Annotated in this window: 14 protein-coding genes; 7 read left to right on the forward strand and 7 right to left on the reverse strand. The window is 73.7% G+C overall.

Annotated features, from left to right (window positions below):
* Positions 1-23 precede the first annotated feature (23 nt).
* From ACZ7MY_RS28810 to ACZ7MY_RS28825, 4 genes are read left to right on the forward strand one after another with little or no spacing between them, the layout of a single operon-like run.
* Positions 24-1,208 carry a Gfo/Idh/MocA family protein gene (locus tag ACZ7MY_RS28810; RefSeq protein ID WP_499606176.1) on the forward strand — a complete coding sequence of 395 codons (1,185 nt, stop codon included), beginning with the start codon at positions 24-26 and terminating at the stop codon, positions 1,206-1,208.
* Complete coding sequence (locus ACZ7MY_RS28815) at positions 1,205-2,047, forward strand: DUF6807 domain-containing protein (RefSeq protein ID WP_499606177.1); 843 nt, start codon at positions 1,205-1,207, stop codon at positions 2,045-2,047. Before ACZ7MY_RS28810 ends, ACZ7MY_RS28815 begins: the two co-directional genes overlap by 4 nt.
* Before the next feature lie 2 nt (positions 2,048-2,049).
* Positions 2,050-3,684, forward strand: a complete 1,635-nt coding sequence (locus ACZ7MY_RS28820) for a glycoside hydrolase family 43 protein (protein ID WP_499606178.1) — start codon at positions 2,050-2,052, stop codon at positions 3,682-3,684.
* Positions 3,681-5,015 carry an ABC transporter substrate-binding protein gene (locus ACZ7MY_RS28825; RefSeq protein WP_499606180.1) on the forward strand — a complete coding sequence of 445 codons (1,335 nt, stop codon included), beginning with the start codon at positions 3,681-3,683 and terminating at the stop codon, positions 5,013-5,015. Before ACZ7MY_RS28820 ends, ACZ7MY_RS28825 begins: the two co-directional genes overlap by 4 nt.
* A 76-nt stretch (positions 5,016-5,091) precedes the next feature.
* On the opposite strand, the gene ACZ7MY_RS28830 is transcribed toward ACZ7MY_RS28825, so the two are convergent.
* Complete coding sequence (locus tag ACZ7MY_RS28830; RefSeq protein ID WP_499606182.1) at positions 5,092-6,003, reverse strand: AraC family transcriptional regulator; 912 nt, start codon at positions 6,001-6,003, stop codon at positions 5,092-5,094.
* 126 nt (positions 6,004-6,129) lie between these two features.
* Here ACZ7MY_RS28830 and ACZ7MY_RS28835 point away from each other — a divergent pair, with 126 nt between their 5' ends.
* Positions 6,130-7,098: an SDR family NAD(P)-dependent oxidoreductase gene (locus tag ACZ7MY_RS28835; protein WP_499606183.1), complete on the forward strand. Its 969-nt coding sequence runs from the start codon at positions 6,130-6,132 to the stop codon at positions 7,096-7,098.
* Positions 7,099-7,180: 82 nt separating this feature from the next.
* On the opposite strand, the gene ACZ7MY_RS28840 is transcribed toward ACZ7MY_RS28835, so the two are convergent.
* From ACZ7MY_RS28840 to ACZ7MY_RS28860, 5 genes are all read right to left on the reverse strand, one after another.
* On the reverse strand, positions 7,181-7,582 hold the full coding sequence (locus tag ACZ7MY_RS28840) for a hypothetical protein (protein ID WP_499606277.1): 402 nt from the start codon (positions 7,580-7,582) through the stop codon (positions 7,181-7,183).
* A 95-nt stretch (positions 7,583-7,677) separates the two neighbouring features.
* A complete protein-coding gene (locus tag ACZ7MY_RS28845) occupies positions 7,678-8,700 on the reverse strand; it encodes a LacI family DNA-binding transcriptional regulator (protein ID WP_499606184.1) in 1,023 nt (340 codons plus the stop codon).
* 22 nt (positions 8,701-8,722) lie between these two features.
* Positions 8,723-9,628 carry a carbohydrate ABC transporter permease gene (locus ACZ7MY_RS28850; RefSeq protein ID WP_499606185.1) on the reverse strand — a complete coding sequence of 302 codons (906 nt, stop codon included), beginning with the start codon at positions 9,626-9,628 and terminating at the stop codon, positions 8,723-8,725.
* A complete protein-coding gene (locus tag ACZ7MY_RS28855; protein WP_499606186.1) occupies positions 9,628-10,548 on the reverse strand; it encodes a carbohydrate ABC transporter permease in 921 nt (306 codons plus the stop codon). The genes ACZ7MY_RS28850 and ACZ7MY_RS28855 overlap by 1 nt, the downstream gene beginning before the upstream one ends.
* A gap of 130 nt (positions 10,549-10,678) precedes the next feature.
* The gene (locus ACZ7MY_RS28860) at positions 10,679-11,995 is read right to left on the reverse strand and encodes an ABC transporter substrate-binding protein (RefSeq protein WP_499606187.1); all 1,317 of its coding nucleotides are present in this window, start codon (positions 11,993-11,995) and stop codon (positions 10,679-10,681) included.
* Between the two features lie 156 nt (positions 11,996-12,151).
* On the opposite strand from ACZ7MY_RS28860, the gene ACZ7MY_RS28865 reads away from it, so the two are divergent.
* Complete coding sequence (locus ACZ7MY_RS28865) at positions 12,152-14,194, forward strand: beta-galactosidase (RefSeq protein WP_499606188.1); 2,043 nt, start codon at positions 12,152-12,154, stop codon at positions 14,192-14,194.
* A gap of 9 nt (positions 14,195-14,203) precedes the next feature.
* On the opposite strand, the gene ACZ7MY_RS28870 is transcribed toward ACZ7MY_RS28865, so the two are convergent.
* The gene (locus ACZ7MY_RS28870) at positions 14,204-14,971 is read right to left on the reverse strand and encodes an IclR family transcriptional regulator (protein WP_499606189.1); all 768 of its coding nucleotides are present in this window, start codon (positions 14,969-14,971) and stop codon (positions 14,204-14,206) included.
* 112 nt (positions 14,972-15,083) lie between these two features.
* On the opposite strand from ACZ7MY_RS28870, the gene ACZ7MY_RS28875 reads away from it, so the two are divergent.
* Entirely contained in the window at positions 15,084-16,613 is a 1,530-nt protein-coding gene (locus tag ACZ7MY_RS28875) for an aldehyde dehydrogenase (NADP(+)) (protein ID WP_499606190.1), read from the forward strand.
* The last annotated feature ends 184 nt before the right edge of the window (positions 16,614-16,797 follow it).

Genomic DNA, 16,797 nt, shown 5'->3' on the forward strand with positions numbered 1-16,797 from the left:
CCCGTGGACGAGGAGGTCCGAACGTGCGTGATCCATCCCCAGCGCCCCCCGGCGGCGCGGTGCCGGTGCCCGTCGTCCTGGCCGGGTTCCGCGGCCACGGCGCCTGGCACCTGGCGAACCTGCGGCGGCTGTCGGCCGCCGGCCTGGTACGGCTCGCCGGGGTCTGCGACACCGTGCCGCCGGCGGCGGGCGAGCCGGCCGGGTTCCCCGGGGCCGTCCACGGCACCGACCTCGGCGAGCTGACCGCGCGGACCGGCGCCCGGATCGCCATCGTCTGCACCCCCATCCACACGCACACCGACCTGGCGCTGGCCGCGGCTGCGCAGGGCGCCCACGTGCTGCTGGAGAAGCCGCCGGCACCCTCCTACGCCGCCTACGAGCGGCTGGTCGCCGGGACGGAGGCGAGCGGACGCGCCTGCCAGATCGGCTTCCAGTCACTGGGCTCGCACGCCCTGGCCGCCGTACGGGCACTCGTCGCCGACGGTGCGATCGGTGAGGTGCGCGGCATCGGCGCGGCCGGCAACTGGGTGCGCGAGGAGCACTACTTCCGCCGGGCCGCCTGGTCGGGGCGGCGCAGGACCGGCGGCACGGACGTCGTCGACGGGGTGCTCACCAACCCGCTCGCCCACGCCGTGGCCACCGCGCTCGCCCTGGACGGCAGCGACCGCGCCGAGGACGTCGGGGCGATCGAGCTCGAGCTCTTCCGGGCCAACGCCATCGAGGCCGACGACACCTCCGCGCTGCGGCTGCGCACCGCGCGGGGCACGGTCGTCACGGTCACCGCCACCCTGTGCGCCGAGCGGAACAGCGAGCCGTACGTGGTCGTCCACGGCGACCGCGGCCGGGTGACCCTCTGGTACAAGCAGGACCGCGTCCTGCTGCAACGCGCCGGGCACGGCCCGCGGGAGCGGCGCTACGGGCGCACGCACCTGCTGGAGAACCTCCTCGCGCACGTGCGGCACGGCGAGGAACTGCTCGTGCCGCCGCGCGCGACGGGCGCCTTCATGAAGGTCGTCGAGGCCGTGCGCACGGCACCGGAACCGGTGCCGCTGCCCGAGGGCGCCTGGCGCACCGAACCCGGCGAACGGTCCCGCAGGCGGGTCGTCACCGGGATCGACGCGATGGTCACCGCGGGCGCCGAGCGCCTCGCCCTCTTCTCCGAGCTGGGCGCCCCCTGGGCCCACGCCGGCGGGACGGTGCCGCGATGACGACCACGACCCTGCACGCCGCCGGACGCCCCGTGGGACGGTACGTCCACCGCCCCGAGCTGCCCGGGCGGCTCTCCCCGCGCCCGTACCTGCACCCGATGACGACCCTGGCCGGGGTGCCCGTCACCGCGTTCATGCCCGCCGACCACCTCCACCACCTCGGGGTGAGCGTCGCCGTCCCGGACGTCGGCGGACACAACTTCTGGGGCGGCCGTACCTTCGTCCGCGGCCGCGGCCCGACGGAACTCGACGACCACGGGGTCCAGGAACACCGGGGACTGCTCCGCAGCGGCCCGGACGGCTTCACCGAGGAGCTGTCCTGGCGCCGCGGGGAGCGCGAACTGCTCCGCGAGCACCGGACGGTCGCGGTTCGCGCGCTCGGCCCGGACCGCTGGGCGCTCGACGTCACCTTCGCGCTCACCAACCCCGGCGACCGGGAGCTGACCATCGGCAGCCCCGCCACCAACGGCCGCCCCGGCGCCGGTTACGGCGGCTTCTTCTGGCGCGCGCCCGCCGGCCCGGAGCGCGCGCGGGTGTTCACCGCCGAGGCGGAGGGCGAGGAGGCCGTGCACGGCCGGGCGGCCGGCTGGCTGGCGCTGTCCGGCGAGGACTGGACGCTCGTCTTCGCCGGGATGACCGCCGTGACCCGCCGCGACCCCTGGTTCGTGCGCACGGCCGAGTACCCGGGCGTCGGCTCCTCCCTCGCGTGGGACCGGCGGCTGCCCGTCCCCGCGGGCGGCACCGTGAGCCGGCGGATCGCCACCGCCGTCGCCGACGGGCGGCTCGGCCCCGCGGAGGCCGGCGCGCTCGCCCGCCGCCTCGTCGAGGGGAGCGGCTGACGATGCGCCCCTGGACCGCCGACCTCGGCGACGGCACCTACCGCAACCCGGTGCTCCACGCCGACTGGTCCGACCCCGACGTCATCTCCGTCGGCGACGACCACTACCTCACGGCCTCCAGCTTCGGCCGGGTCCCCGGACTGCCCCTCCTGCACTCCCGCGACCTCGTCAACTGGCGGATCATCGGGCACGCGCTGGACCGTCCCGTACGGGCGTCCGCCGTGCCGCGGCACGACTGCGGGGTGTGGGCGCCGTCGCTGCGGCACCACGACGGCCGCTTCTGGATCTTCTGGGGCGACCCCGACGCCGGGCTGTTCCAGGTCAACGCGCCCGATCCGCGCGGCCCGTGGACCCGTCCGCACCTGCTGAAGGCCGGCAAGGGCCTGATCGACCCCTGCCCGCTCTGGGACGAGGACGGCACCGCCTACCTGGTGCACGCCTGGGCCAAGTCCCGCTCCGGGGTGAAGAACCGGCTCAGCGGGCACCGGATGAGCGCGGACGGCCGGGAACTGCTCGACGAGGGCCGGGTGGTCGTGGACGGCGACCGCGTCCCGGGCTGGTTCACCCTCGAGGGCCCCAAGCTGCACCGCCACGACGGCTGGTACTGGATCCTCGCCCCGGCCGGCGGGGTGGGGACCGGCTGGCAGGGCGCGTTCCGTGCCCGCGACTTCTTCGGCCCCTACGAGGCGGCCGTCGTGCTCGAACAGGGGCGCACCGCGGTCAACGGCCCCCACCAGGGCGCGTGGGTGCGCACCGCGCGGGGCGAGGACTGGTTCCTGCACTTCCAGCAGCGCGGCGCGTACGGCCGCGTGGTGCACCTGCAGCCGCTGCGCTGGACCGCGGACGGCTGGCCCCTGGCGGGTGAGGCGGGCGAACCCGTCGCCCGCCACGCCAAGCCGCGGGCTGCCGGGCCGCAGCCGCCCGAGGCCCCGGCCACCGACGACGACTTCCCCGGCGGACGGTTCGGCCGGCAGTGGTCCTGGACGGCGGCCCCACGGCCCGGCTGGACCACCGCGCACGGCGCCGACGCGCTGCGCCTGACCTGCGTGCGCACCGCCGACGCCCACGACCTGCGGCGGCTGCCCAACGTCCTGGTGCAGCGGCTGCCCGCCGAGTCCTTCACGGTCACCGTCGACCTCGCGCTGGACGCCGGCGCCGAGGGCGCGAGGGCCGGGCTGGGCGTCGTCGGCGACGCCTTCTGCTGGATCGGCCTGGAGCGCTCCGCGGACGGCGTCCACCTGGTGCACCGCTTCGCCGAGTCCGCCGCCGGGGCCGAGCGCGACGCGGCGTACGCCCGGCCGGCACCGGAGGGCCGCGCCTCGCTGCGCGTCGAGGTGACCCCGGGCGCCCGCTGCCGTTTCGCCGCGGACACCGGTGACGGCCCGCGCCCCTCGGGCCCGGTCTTCGCCGCCACGCCGTGGCGCTGGGTGGGTGCCCAGCTCGGGCTCTTCGCCGCGGCGCCCACCCCGCCGACCGGACCCACCGGTCCCGGCGGCCCCGCCGGGACCGCGGACTTCACCCACTTCCGGATCACGGCGGGCACGGCCGGCCCGTCCGCCCCGGGACCCGCGCCGGACCCCCGGCCGCCCCGTACGTCCCCACCACCCGCACACACCCCGACAGGAGAGTCACCATGAGAGCACCGATGGGTCGCGGAGCGCGCCTCGCCGCCGCCGTCGCGGCCGTCTCCGCACTGGCGCTGACCGCGTCCGCCTGCGGCACCGACGGCAAGGGCGGCTCGGGCAGCGAGGGCAGCGGCAAGGGCACCGTCACCTTCTGGGACAACAACGGCGGTGTCCGCACCGAGGTGTGGAAGGAGATCATCTCGCGCTTCGAGAAGAAGAACCCGGACGTCAAGGTGAAGTACGTCGGGGTCGCCGCCGCCGACGTGCAGTCCAAGTACGACACCGCCATAGCGGGCGGCAAGGGCCTGCCCGACGTGGGCGGCGTGGGCACCGCGATGCTCGCGAGCCTGGTGGCGCAGGGCGCCCTGGACCCGGTGACCGACCGCATCGACGACAGCTCCCTCAAGGGCAGGTTCGACCCCGACCTGGTCGAGAGCGTGCAGGTGGCGGGCGGCGGCGAGGAGCTGTTCTCGGTGCCGACCTCCGCGAACATGGGCGTCCTGTGGTACCGCACGGACCTCTTCGAGGCCGCGGGCGTGCCCGCGCCCACCACCTGGGACGCCTTCTTCACGGCGACGGAGAAGCTGACCGACCGGAAGAAGAACGAGTTCGGCTTCACCTTCCGCGGCGGCGCCGGCTCGATCGCCCAGGCGCTGGACATGATGTACGGGCAGTCGGGCATCGACAGCTTCTGGAACGGCGACTCGACCACCGTCAACGACCCGAAGAACGTGGCTGCGCTGGAGAAGTACGTGGCGCTCTACAAGAAGACCACGCCGGAAGCCGACCTCAACAACGACTTCACCAAGATGGTCGCCGAGTTCGACAACGGGAAGATCGGCATCCTCCAGCACAACCTGGGCTCCTACCAGAACCACCTGGACGCCCTCGGCAAGGACAAGTTCGCGGGTGTGGCCATGCCGGTCGACGCGTCGGGCGTGCGCACCACGGTCTCCAACCCGGTGGACGGGCTCGGCCTGTTCAAGAGCTCCGGGAACAAGGAGGCGGCCTGGAAGTTCATCGAGTTCGCCGCCTCCGCGGAGGCCAACAGCCTGTGGAACGAGTCGGCCGGGGCCGTCCCGTCCAACACCGAGGCGCAGGACGACGACTGGATCGCCTCCGCCGGTGCCACCAAGACCGCCATCGACGCGCTCACCGACCCCGACACCAGGATCGTCCAGCTGCCGTACTACCTGCCGGACTGGAACACCCTCAGCAAGGCCGACAGCGAACCGGAGTTCCAGAAGGTCGTCCTCGGCCGGCTGAGCGCCAAGGACTTCCTCGACGCCTTCGCCGGGAAGCTCAACGCCGCCCAGGCGGACTGGAAGAAGCACAACTCCTGATCCGCGCGCCCGGGAACGGGACGTCCGGCGGCGCCCACACCGCGCCGTGCGCCGCCGGCCGTCCCCGATCCGCCCGTCAGGCCGCGGGGCCGCTGCGGTATTCACGCGGTGAACTCCCCGTCACCTCCTTGAAGGCCGTGCTGAGCGCGCTCTCCGAGCCGTAGCCGACCGCGCGGGCGATGACGGCCAGGGTGTCGGTGCCCGTGCGCAGCCGCTGCGAGGCGAGTTCGATGCGCCACCGCCTGAGGTAGTCCAGCGGCGGGCAGCCCACGGTCCGCTTGAACCGCGCGGCGAGCGTGGACCGGGACACCCCGCTGGCGCGGGCGAGTTCGGCGACCGTCCAGCCGTACGCCGGGGCGCTGTGCAGCGCCGCCAGGGCGGGCGCCACGACGGGGTCGGCCAGGCCCGCCGGCCAGCCCGACGCGCCGTGCGCCTCGCGCGCCAGGTGCAGGCGCAGCACGTGGACCAGCATGACGACGGCCAGGTGCTCCGCCACGAGCGTGGCGGCCACGGGCCGTCCCAGCAGTTCCTGACCGATCTGTTCCAGCGCCCAGCGCACGGTCTCGGCCTGCGCGGTCTCCGCGGGCACGTGGATGACCGGCGGCAGCGCGTCCAGCAGCAGGGCCCGCGCGCGGTCGCCGAAGGAGAAGCGGCCGCCGACGAGCAGGACGTCGTCCCCCCGGCCGAGCCTGGCGAAGCCGCCCTCCGCCGCCGCGAACACCGGCGCCGCGTCGACCGCGGCCACGCCGGGGCCGCTGCGCAGCACGAAGGGCCGGGCCTGGGTCAGCAGGAAGCAGTCGCCCGTGGCCAGCTCCACCGGCCGGTCCGTCCCCTCGACCTCCAGCAGGCACCGGCCGCGCCGGACCGAGTTGAACTTCACCCCGGACGGGGCCCCGAAGCGCACGGCCCACTCGCCGCCCGCCACGAGGCCCGTCGAGAGATGGGCCCTGGTCTCCAGCAGGGCCAGCACGTCCTCGAGCGGATCCATGGGAGCCTCCTGGGGTGGCTGGACGATGGATGAAGTTTTCCGGAGTTTTCGTTATGGAGGATACGCGACGCCCTTCCTAGCCTGGATCGAGTACCAGCCGTTCCTCCCTTTTCAGAGAAGGTCACCGTGCTCGACCACCCCCTCCTGCAGACCCCCTTCCCCTTCCACGCCACGGCCTCCGAGGTCATCAGCGGGGTCGACCTCACCGGCCGGCGCGCCCTCGTCACCGGCGGCGCCTCCGGCATCGGCCTCGAAACGGTCCGGGTCCTGGCCGCGGCCGGCGCGGACGTCACCATCGCCACGCGCGACCCCGCCGCAGCGGCGCCCGCACTCCGCGGGCTCGAGGCCACCGTCCCGGCCGGCTCGGTCGACGTACGCCCCCTCGACCTGGCCGACCTCGACTCCGTCGCGCGCTTCGCCCGCGAGTGGAGCGGCCCGCTCGACATCCTCGTCGCCAACGCCGGGGTCATGGCCCTCCCCACCCGCCAGGTCAGCGACCGGGGATGGGAGCTGCAGCTCGCCGTCAACCACCTCGGCCACTTCGCCCTCGCCACGGCGCTCCACCCCGAACTGCGGGCGGCCGGCTCGGCGCGCCTGGTCGTCGTCAGCTCCGGAGCGCACAAGAGCGCCGCGTTCGACTTCGAGGACCCGCACTTCGAGCACCGTCCCTACGACCCCTGGACGGCGTACGCGCAGTCCAAGACCGCCGACGTCCTGTTCACGGTCGGCGCCGCCCGCCGGTGGGCCGCCGACGGCATCACGGCGAACACGCTCAACCCGGGATGGATCCTCAGCACCAACCTCCAGCGCCACATCGACGACGCCACCATGCGGGCGATGGGCGTGACGGACGAGGACGGCGCCGTCATCCCCCAGCCGTACCACAAGACCGTCGAGCAGGGCGCCTCCACATCGGTGCTGCTCGCGGCCTCCCCGCTGCTCGACGGGGTCACCGGGCGCTACTTCGAGCACAACCAGGAGGCCCCGGTCCTCGAGGCGAACGAGGGGCGCCCCGCCGGCGTCGCCCCCCACGCCGTGGACCCGCTCGCCGCGGACCGGCTCTGGGACCGCGCGCAGTGCGCCCTGCGGAGGTGAGACCGGGGACGTCCCCTGCGGCCGCGCCCGCCCCGGACGGGGCGCGGTCCCGCTCCGCACGTCCTGACCGGCGGCGGGCGGGTCACGCGGCCGCGGTGCCCCCGGGGGTCGCGGCCCGGGCCCCGCGGCCCTCGTACCAGAGGGCCGCCCCCGTCACCAGCGCGCCCACGCCCTCCCACACGCCGACCCCGAGGAAGCCGGACGGCGCCCGGCCGATCACCACGGCCGTGGTGAACACGGCGAAGGTCAGCAGCCGGAACGGGACCGTCCAGCGGAAGAAGGCGCGCCAGTCGGCGAGGGCCGCCAGGACGTAGTACACGCCCATGTTCAGCGCCGCCATCGAGGAAGCCGTGAGGAAGACCAGGGTGTGGTCGCCGGCCGCGCGGTGGTCCGGCCGGGCGAAGCCGAGCAGGGAGAGCTGGACGGCCGGCGAGACGATCCCGACGATGCCGAGCGCGGCGGCGAGCAGACCGAAGACGGCCATGGTCCAGCCGGAAAGGGAGCGGGGGAGACGCACCGGTCCTCCAAGTCCGGGGGCGACGGCTTCGGCGCCCCAACTCCCATGATCCTATGGGATGTTCAGGTCGACTCCCGCCGCACGAGCTCCGTCGGGAGGATCACCCCGGACGGCTCGTCCCCGGCGATGCGGGCGAGCAGCAGCCGCACCATCTCGGCGCTGATCCGGTCCCAGGGCTGGCGGATGGTGGTCAGCGGCGGCAGCGTGGCCAGCGCCGCCGGGGAGTCGTCGAAGCCGCCGACCGCGACGTCCTCCGGGACCCGCCGCCCGGCCCGCTCCAGCGCCGCCAGCGCGCCCTGCGCCATCAGGTCGGAGGCGACGAAGACCGCGTCCAGGCCGGGGGAGCGGCCCAGCAGGGCGGTCATCGCGGCCTCCCCGCTGGCCCGGCTGTAGTCGCCCTCGGCGACCAGCGTCCCGTCGGCGGGCAGCCCCGAGGCGGCCAGCTCCTCGCGGTAACCCGCCAGGCGCTGCACACCGCCGGGGGTGTCCAGCGGGCCGGTGATCATGGCGATCCTGCGCCGCCCGGACGCCACGAGGTGCCGCACCATCCGGTGCGCGCCGCCCCGCTCGTCGGCCGCCACGTACGCGACCCGGCCGCCCTGCCCGAGCGGCTCACCGCACGCGACGACCGGCACCCCGGCCTTCTCCAGCCGCTCGGCGACCGGGTTGCCCGAGTGGCTGGACACCAGCAGCACGCCGTCGACGTGCCCGGCGGTGATGTAGCGGGTTATCCGCCGCCGCTCGGGCTCGTCGCCGGCGATCATCAGCAGCAGCGGTATGTCGTGCGCGGCCAGCGCCTGGGTGCAGCCGCTGAGCAGCACGTTGAAGTTCGGGTCCTCGAAGAAGCGCTCCTGCGGTTCGGTGAGCAGGAAGCCCACCGAGTCCGACCGCCCGGTGATCAGGCTGCGGGCGTGCCGGTTCACCACGTAGCCGGTACGGCGGATGGCGGCGTTGACCGCCTCCAGCGCGGCCGGGCTCACGTTGTGCCCGCCGTTGAGGACGCGCGACACCGTGCCCCGCGACACGCCCGCCTCGCGGGCCACGTCGTGGATCGTCGGGGGACGGCGTCGTTCTGTGCGGCTCATACCGTTCTTCCTTCGGGGCTCCTCAGGACTTTACGGCCCCGGAGAGCAGGTCCAGGCTCCAGAACCGCTGGATCACCAGGAACAGTGCGATCAGCGGCATGATCGCCAGCATTGCACCGGTGATCACCAGCGTGTAGAGGGCGGGCGCCGAGGCGCCCTGCTGGAGCAGGGTGAACAGGCCGAGCGTCACCGGGAACTTCTCGTCGTCGCCCAGCATGATGAACGGCAGCAGGAAGTTGTTCCAGATCGCCACGAACTGGAAGAGGAAGACGGTCACCAGTCCGGGGAGCATCACCGGCAGCGCGATCGTGCGGAAGATCCGCCACTCGCGCGCCCCGTCCACCCGGGCCGCCTCCACCACCTCGTCCGGCACGGCGGCGGAGGCGTAGATCCGCGCCAGGTAGATGCCGTACGGCGCCAGGACGCTCGGCAGCAGCACCGACAGGTAGCTGTCGGCCAGACCCGCCTTGGCCATCAGCAGGTACTGCGGGATCGCCAGGATGACCGGCGGCATCAGCACCCCGGTCAGCAGGACGTTGAAGATCGCCTCGCGGCCCCGGAAGCGGTACTTCGCCAGCGCGTAGCCGCTCACCGCGGACACAGCCGTCGACAGCAGCGCGCCGAAGCCCGCGTAGAAGAGGGAGTTGAGCATCCACCGCCAGTAGACGCCGTCGCGGTACGCCGTGAGCGCGGAGACGTTGCCGGCCAGGCCGGTGCCGGGCAGGAAGGTGAACGTCGCGAAGAGCTCGCGGCTGCTCTTCGTCGACGCGACCAGCACCCACGCCACCGGGAGCAGGCAGTAGGCCGCGCCGAGCAGCAGTACGACGGTCGGGACGAGACCGGCGCCGCGGCGCCGCCGCGGTGTGGTGGCGCGGGCCGCGGTGGTGGCGGCGGCCCGCCGGTCGAGGGGGGTTGCCGTAACGCTCATCAGGAGGCTCCCTGCCGGGTACGGGAGTTGGCCGCCCGCAGGAAGCCGAAGGACAGGACGAGGGTGACGAGGGCGATGACCACGGAGGTCGCGGCCGCCGAATGGAGGTCGCCGCGGACGAAGGCGTCCTGGTAGACCTTCATCAGCGGGCTCCAGGTCGTGGAGATGGAGTTGGTCATCCCCTTCAGGGTCATCGGCTCGCCGAAGACCTGGAAGGTCGCGATCATGGAGAAGAAGAAGGTCAGCACGAGCGCCGGCGCCACCGTGGGGATCTTGACCCGCAGCGCGATCTGCAGTTCCGAGCAGCCGTCGATGCGCGCGGCCTCGTAGATCTCGGCAGGCACCGCCCGCAGCGACGTGTAGATCACGATCATGTTGAAGCCCGTGCCGCCCCACACGGCGACGTTCGCCAGGGCGCCGAACAGCGCGCCACCGGTCAGCAGGTCCGGCTCGGGCAGGCCCAGCGCGCCCAGCGCGTAGTGAAGCGGGCTGAGCGAGGGCAGGTAGAGGAAGCCCCACAGCAGGGCGGCGACCACTCCGGGCACGGCGTACGGCAGGAAGATCGCCAGCCGGGAGAAGCCGCGCAGACGGGTCCGCTGCGCGTCCAGCATCAGGGCGAACAGCAGGGCGAGGCCCAGCATCACCGGCACCACGACGGCGCCGTAGCCGAGGATGCGGGCGGCGCCGTGCAGGAGTTCGGCGTCGGACAGGACGGAGGTGTAGTTGGACAGCCCCGCCCAGGCCTCGCCGCGTGCGCCCCGGCCCAGGCCCAGGCCCTTGACCTCGATCTTGCGGAAGCTCAGGTAGACGGCGTAGCCGATGGGGAGTGCGAAGGTCGCGGCGAACAGGACGAGGGCGGGGAGGAGGAAGCCGTAGGGGGCGAGGCGTCGGGTGCGCCGGGCGGCGGGCGTGGGCGGCATGGGCGGCTCGTTTCGGGCGGCGGACGGCGGGCGACCAGTCAGCGGGCGGCGGGCGGCGGGTGGAGCACCGGGCGAGCGGGGGACCGGGGGCGCGTGGTGCCCCCGGTCGGCCTCGAGGGGCTGCCGCGCGTCACTCCGCGACGGAGAAGCCCTGCTTCTTCATGTCGGCGACCGTCGCCGACTGCACCGCGCCCAGCGCCGGGCCGAAGCCGGCCTTGTCCTGCGCCGCCTTGCCGAAGGCGTCCTTGAACGCGCTGTAGGCGACGTTCACGTTCGGGCCCCAGGCCCCGGGGGCGGTGGTCTTCGCGATCTCGGCGGCCTTGGTGTAGAAGTCCGGCTGGTTGGAGAAGAACTCCGGCGCCTGCGCGAGCGCGTCCCCGCTCTGCGCGGCCGTGGCCGCCGGGTAGATGCCGCCGTTCTTCACCAGGGCCGTCACGGCCTCCGGGTCGGTGTTGAGCCAGGTCGCGAACTTCACGGCCGCGTCCTTGTGCCGGGAGTCGTTGCTCACGCCGGTCGTGGAGCCGCCCCAGCTGCCGGTGAGGGCCTCGCCCGCGTTCCACTGCGGCAGCGGTGCCATGGCCCACTTGCCCTTGGTGTCGGGCGCGGCCGTCGTCAGCACGCCCGGTGCCCAGACGGCGCTGACCCAGGCGATCTGGGTGCCGGTGTTGAGCGCCTTGTTCCAGGCGGGGGTGTACATCGGCTGGTTGTCGATGACGCCCTCCTTCACCAGGCCGCCCCAGAAGTCGGCGACCTTGGTGGACGCGGCGTCGTCGATGGCGACGTCCCACGTGTCCCCGCTCGTGGTCCACCACTTCGCGCCCGCCTGCTGCGACAGGCCGGCGAACAGGCCGGGGTCGGTCGCCGAGAAGGTGGTCAGCGACTTCGTGGCGTCCTTCTTCTTCAGGGCGCGGGCCGTCCGCGCGAACTCGTCCCACGTCGTGGGCACGCTCAGGCCGTACTTCGTGAACAGGTCCTGGCGGTAGTAGAACATCAGCGGCCCGGTGTCCTGCGGGATCGCGTACACCGCGTCCGAGCCGAGGGTCACCTGCTGCCACACACCGTCGGCGAAGTCCTTCTTCGCGTCGCCCGCCTGCCCGGATATGTCGGCCAGGACGTCGTTGCTCACCAGGGTGGGGAGGGCCTGGAACTCGGCCTGCACGAGGTCGGGGGCCTTGTGCGCCTTCGACGCGGTGATGATCTTGGTGACCAGGTCGTCGCCCGACGCCTGCTTCTTCACCGTGACCGTGATCCCGGCCTCCTTGCCGGGGCCCGCGTTCCAGACCTCCGCGACCTTGTCCAGGCCCGGGGCCCAGGCCCAGTAGGTGAGGCTGACCGGTCCGGACTCCGCCTTGCCTCCGTCCCCGCCGTCGTCCGACGAACCGCAGCCGGCCGACAGCGTGGTGGAGAGCGCGGCCGCCGCGAAGGCGGCGACGAGGCGCTTGTTCATGGGTTCCTCCCCTGACGAGGGTGTGCGGGGCGCTGTGAGCGTTCACAGTAGAGAAACATCTCCGACACTTGTCAATGCTTGTGGCCCTGCGGTTACCTTGGCCGAGCCGCCCCTCGGGCAGCTGTGCACGTTCCCAGAGTTGACCCAGGAGATCCCATGGCGCGCCTCGCCTACGGCGGCGACTACAACCCCGAGCAGTGGCCCGAGGAGGTCTGGCAGGAGGACGTCCGGCTGATGCGCGAGGCCGGTGTGACCATGGTCAGCGTCGGCATCTTCGCCTGGTCGAAGCTGGAGCCCGAGCCCGGCCGCCACGACTTCGGCTGGCTCGACCGGCTGCTGGACCTGCTGCACGAGCACGGCATCCGCGCCGACCTCGGCACCCCCACCGTCGTACCGCCCGCCTGGTTCTACGCGGCCCATCCCGAGGCGCTGCCGGTCAGCCGCGAGGGCGTCCGCTACGGCTTCGGCTCGCGCGGCGCCATCTGCCACAGCTCCGCCGCCTACCGTGCGGCCGCCGCCGGGATCACCGAGCGGCTGGCCGAGCGCTACGGCCGGCATCCCGCGCTCGCCCTGTGGCACGTCCACAACGAGTACGGCGTGCCCGTCGGCGCCTGCTACTGCGAGGCGTCCGCAGAGGAGTTCCGGCAGTGGCTGCGGGCCCGCTACGGGACCCTCGACGCCCTCAACACCGCCTGGGGCACCGCCTTCTGGGGCCAGGCCTACGGCGACTGGGCGCACGTCGACGCCCCCCGGCTGACCCCCACGGTCGTCAACCCGGCCCAGCAACTCGACTACGCCCGCTTCACCGACGAGACCGTCCGCGGCAACTTCACCGCCGAGCGCGACATCCTGCACCGGCTGTCACCGGGCGTCCCCGTCACCACCAACTTCATGACCGCGCTCAGCCAGTGCGACTCCATGGACTACTGGGCCTGGGGCCGCGAGGTCGACCTGGTCACCAACGACCACTACCTGATCACCGACGGCCGCCGCACCCACGTCAACCTGGCGATGGCCGCCGACCTCACCCGCTCCGTCGCCGGCGGCGCCCCCTGGCTGCTGCTGGAGCACTCCACCAGCGGCGTCAACTGGCAGCGCCGCAACCCCGCCAAGGCGCCCGGCCAGATGGCCCGCAACAGCCTCGCCCACGTGGCCCGCGGCTCGGAGGGCGCCCTGTTCTTCCAGTGGCGGCAGTCCCGCTACGGCGCCGAGAAGTTCCACTCCGCGATGCTGCCGCACGCGGGCACCGACAGCCGCGTCTGGCGGGAGGTCGTCCGGCTGGGCGCCGACGTCGCGGCCCTCGCCGAGGTGGCCGGGACCCGGACCGTCGCGGATGCCGCGGTGCTGTGGGACTGGCAGTCCTGGTGGGCGCAGAAGCTGGAGTGGCGGCCCAGTCAGGACCACGACGCGCGCGAACGCGCCGACGGCTTCTACGAGGCCCTGTTCGACCGGCACCTGACCGTCGACTTCGCCCGGCCCGATGCCGACTTGTCGGCGTATCCCCTTGTCGTCGTCCCCGCGCTCTACCTCACCACCGAGGCCGCCGGACGGAACCTGCGCGCCTACGTCGAGGGCGGCGGCACGCTGCTGGTCTCCTACTTCTCCGGCGTCGTCGACGAGTACGACACCGTCCACCCGGGCCCGGTGCCCGGCGCCCTGCGGGACGTACTCGGCCTGACGGTCGAGGAGTTCGCGCCCTTGCTCGACGGGGAGAGGGTCCGGCTCGAAGGCCCTGCCGGTCCCGAAGGTCCCGAAGGTCCCGGAGGCCCCATCGGCCTCGAAGGCCCCGCGCTCACCGGCGACCTGTGGACCGAGGTCGTCGTGCCCCGCGGCGCCGAGCCGGTCTGGACGTACGCCGACGGACCCGCCGCGGGCCGCCCCGCCGTCACCCGGCACGCCTTGGGCGACGGCACGGCCTGGTACGTCTCGACCCGGCTCGGCCCCACGGGGCTGAACGCGGTCCTGGCCGCCGCCGCGGAGGACGCGGGACTGCCGGAGCGGGCCGAACTGCCGAGGGACGTCGAGGTCGTCCGCCGCGCCGGCGAGCAGGGCACGTACCTCTTCGTGATCAACCACACCGGGGCCGAGGCGAAGGTGCCCCTCGACGTGGCCGGCACGGAACTGCTCACCGGGGAGCGGGTCATCGGGCGGCTCAGCGTGCCACCGGGCGCCGTTAGGGTGCTGCGCGAGGAGTCCTGACCGGGACGGTCACAGACGCCGGGTCGCCAGGGTGAGGCGGTCGCGCGCGTCGAAGAGGGCGTCCTTGATCAGCTGCTCGTGGGCCGGGGTCAGCCGGGCCACCGGCACCGAGCAGCTGATCGCGTCGCGCGCGGGCGTGCGGTAGGGGATGGTCACCCCGAAGCAGCGCAGGCCGAGCGTGTTCTCCTCACGGTCGACGGCGTAGCCCTGCTCGCGGATCTGGTGCAGCTCCTCGATCAGCTTCTCGCGGTCGGTGTGGGTGTGCTCGGTGAGCGGCTCCAGCGTCTCCGGCAGCAGCTTGCGGACCTGCTCGTCGGTGTACGTGGCGAGCAGGGCCTTGCCGAGCGAGGTGGAGTGGGCCGGCAGCCGGCGCCCGACCCGGGTGAACGGCCGCAGGTAGTGCGAGGACTGACGGGTCGCCAGGTAGACGACGCTGGTGCCGTCCAGCCGGGCCAGGTGGATCGTCTCGCTGGTGTCGTCCGAGAGCCGGTCCAGGGTCGGGCGGGCCGCAGCGACGACCTCGTCGCCGTCGATGTACGAGGTGCCCACCAGCAGGGCGCGCACGCCGATGCCGTAGCGTGTGCCGGTGGCGTCGGTCTCGATCCAGCCCAGCTCGACGAGCGTGCGCAGCAGCATGTACAGGCTGGACTTGGGGTAGCCGACGGCCTCCTGCACGGCGGCCAGGCTGTGCATGCCGGGCTGCCCGGCGAAGAACTCCAGCAGCTCCACCGTCCGCACCGCGGATTTGACCTGCGCCCCGCCCTCACCTGCAGCCATCTGGAGTGGACCCCTCTTGTTCGGCCGGGACCCGCGCAAGTAGGCTCCCGAACAGATTCACAGTTGCGGATGCTGTTCAGCATATCGAACGGAAGGCCTGGAGGTACCCGCGGTGGCCGTACCAGTGTGGAGCGTCGATCCCCGAACCGGGAAGCAGCGGGAGCAGGTCGCCGTGGAAGCCACCGCCGAGGAGGTCGACGCCGCGGTACGCGCCGCAGCCGAGGCCCTCCCGGCACTGGCCGACCGCGAGGTGCGGGTCCGTCTGCTGCGTACCGCGGCCGACTTCCTGGAGGAGGCCGGCCCCCGCATCCTGGAGGCCGCCGACGCCGAGACCGCCCTCGGGCCGGCCCGCCTCACCGGTGAACTCGGCCGCACCGCCTACCAGCTGCGGGCCTTCGCCGAGATCGTCGAGGAGGGCGCCTTCCTCGACGTCATCATCGACCACGCCGACGCGACGCTCGCCCCGCCCCGGCCCGACCTGCGGCGCTACAAGATCCCGCTCGGCGTCGTGGCCGTCTACTCCGCCAGCAACTTCCCGCTCGCGTTCTCCGTGCCGGGCGGCGACACCGCCAGCGCCCTCGCGGCCGGCTGCCCCGTCGTCGTCAAGGCCCACCCCGACCACCCCGCGACGAGCGAGCTGTGCGCGGACGCGCTGCGCCGCGCGGCCGTCGAGGTCGGGCTGCCCGCCGACGTCGTCTCGGTGGTCCACGGCTTCCAGGCCGGCATCGACCTCATCAAGCACCCGCTGGTCTCCGCCGCCGGCTTCACCGGCTCCGTGCGGGGCGGGCGCGCCCTCTTCGACGCCGCCGCGGCACGTCCGGTGCCGATCCCCTTCCACGGCGAACTCGGCAGCCTCAACCCGGTGGTCATCACGCGGGCCGCCGCGGAGGAGCGCGCCGAGCAGATCGGCGCCGGACTCGCCGGGTCCGTGACGCTCGGCGTCGGCCAGTTCTGCGTCAAGCCCGGCCTCGTGCTGGCCCCGGCGGGGGAGGCGGGCGACCGCCTCCTCAAGTCCCTGGCCGCCGCGGTGGGCGACGTCGCCCCCGGCACGCTGCTCGACGCCCGCATGCGGGACAACTTCATCGCGGGCGTGCGCGAACTGACGGCGCTCCCGGAGGTGGAGGCGCCGGTCGAGCCCGGCGACGGCGGCGAGCACCTGGTGCGCGCAGGCTTCGTCTCCGTCCCGGCCGCCCGGCTCGCGGAGGACGGCGAGCACGACGCGCTGCTGGAGGAGCACTTCGGGCCGGTCACGGTCGTCGCGCGGTACGGCAGCGAGGAGGAGGTCGAGGGGGTGCTCGGACGGCTCCCCGGGAACCTCACGGCGACGGCGCACCTGAGCGAGGCCGAGGCGTCCGGCGGCGACGGCTCCGGCGCGGAACTGCTGCGCCGGCTCACGCCGCTGGCGGGGCGCGTCGTGGTGAACGGCTGGCCCACCGGGGTCGCGGTGGCCCCCGCCATGCACCACGGCGGCCCGTACCCGGCCACGACGTCGACGTCCACCTCGGTGGGCGGGACGGCGATCGAGCGGTGGCTGCGGCCGGTCGTGTACCAGGACGCGCCCGAGGGGGTGCTGCCGGCGGAGCTGCGTGACGGGAACCCGTTGGGGTTGCCGCGGAGGTATGACGGGCGTCGCGAAGTCTGAGGCTTGCGCTGGGTGGTTGTGGTTGCGGTCCGTCGTTGTGTGCGGGTTGTTTGCGCCTGCGGCGGGCTGTTCTCCCACCCTCCCGCCCGATTGCCCGGCGCGGTAAGTGACCGCCTCGCACCGTGTGGCTGGGTCGGGGCCGCGCCGGCGCACGTCCTCAACGCTCGCGGTTTGGCCCGACATC

The sequence above is a fragment of the Streptomyces sp. NPDC111520 genome (assembly GCF_055635295.1).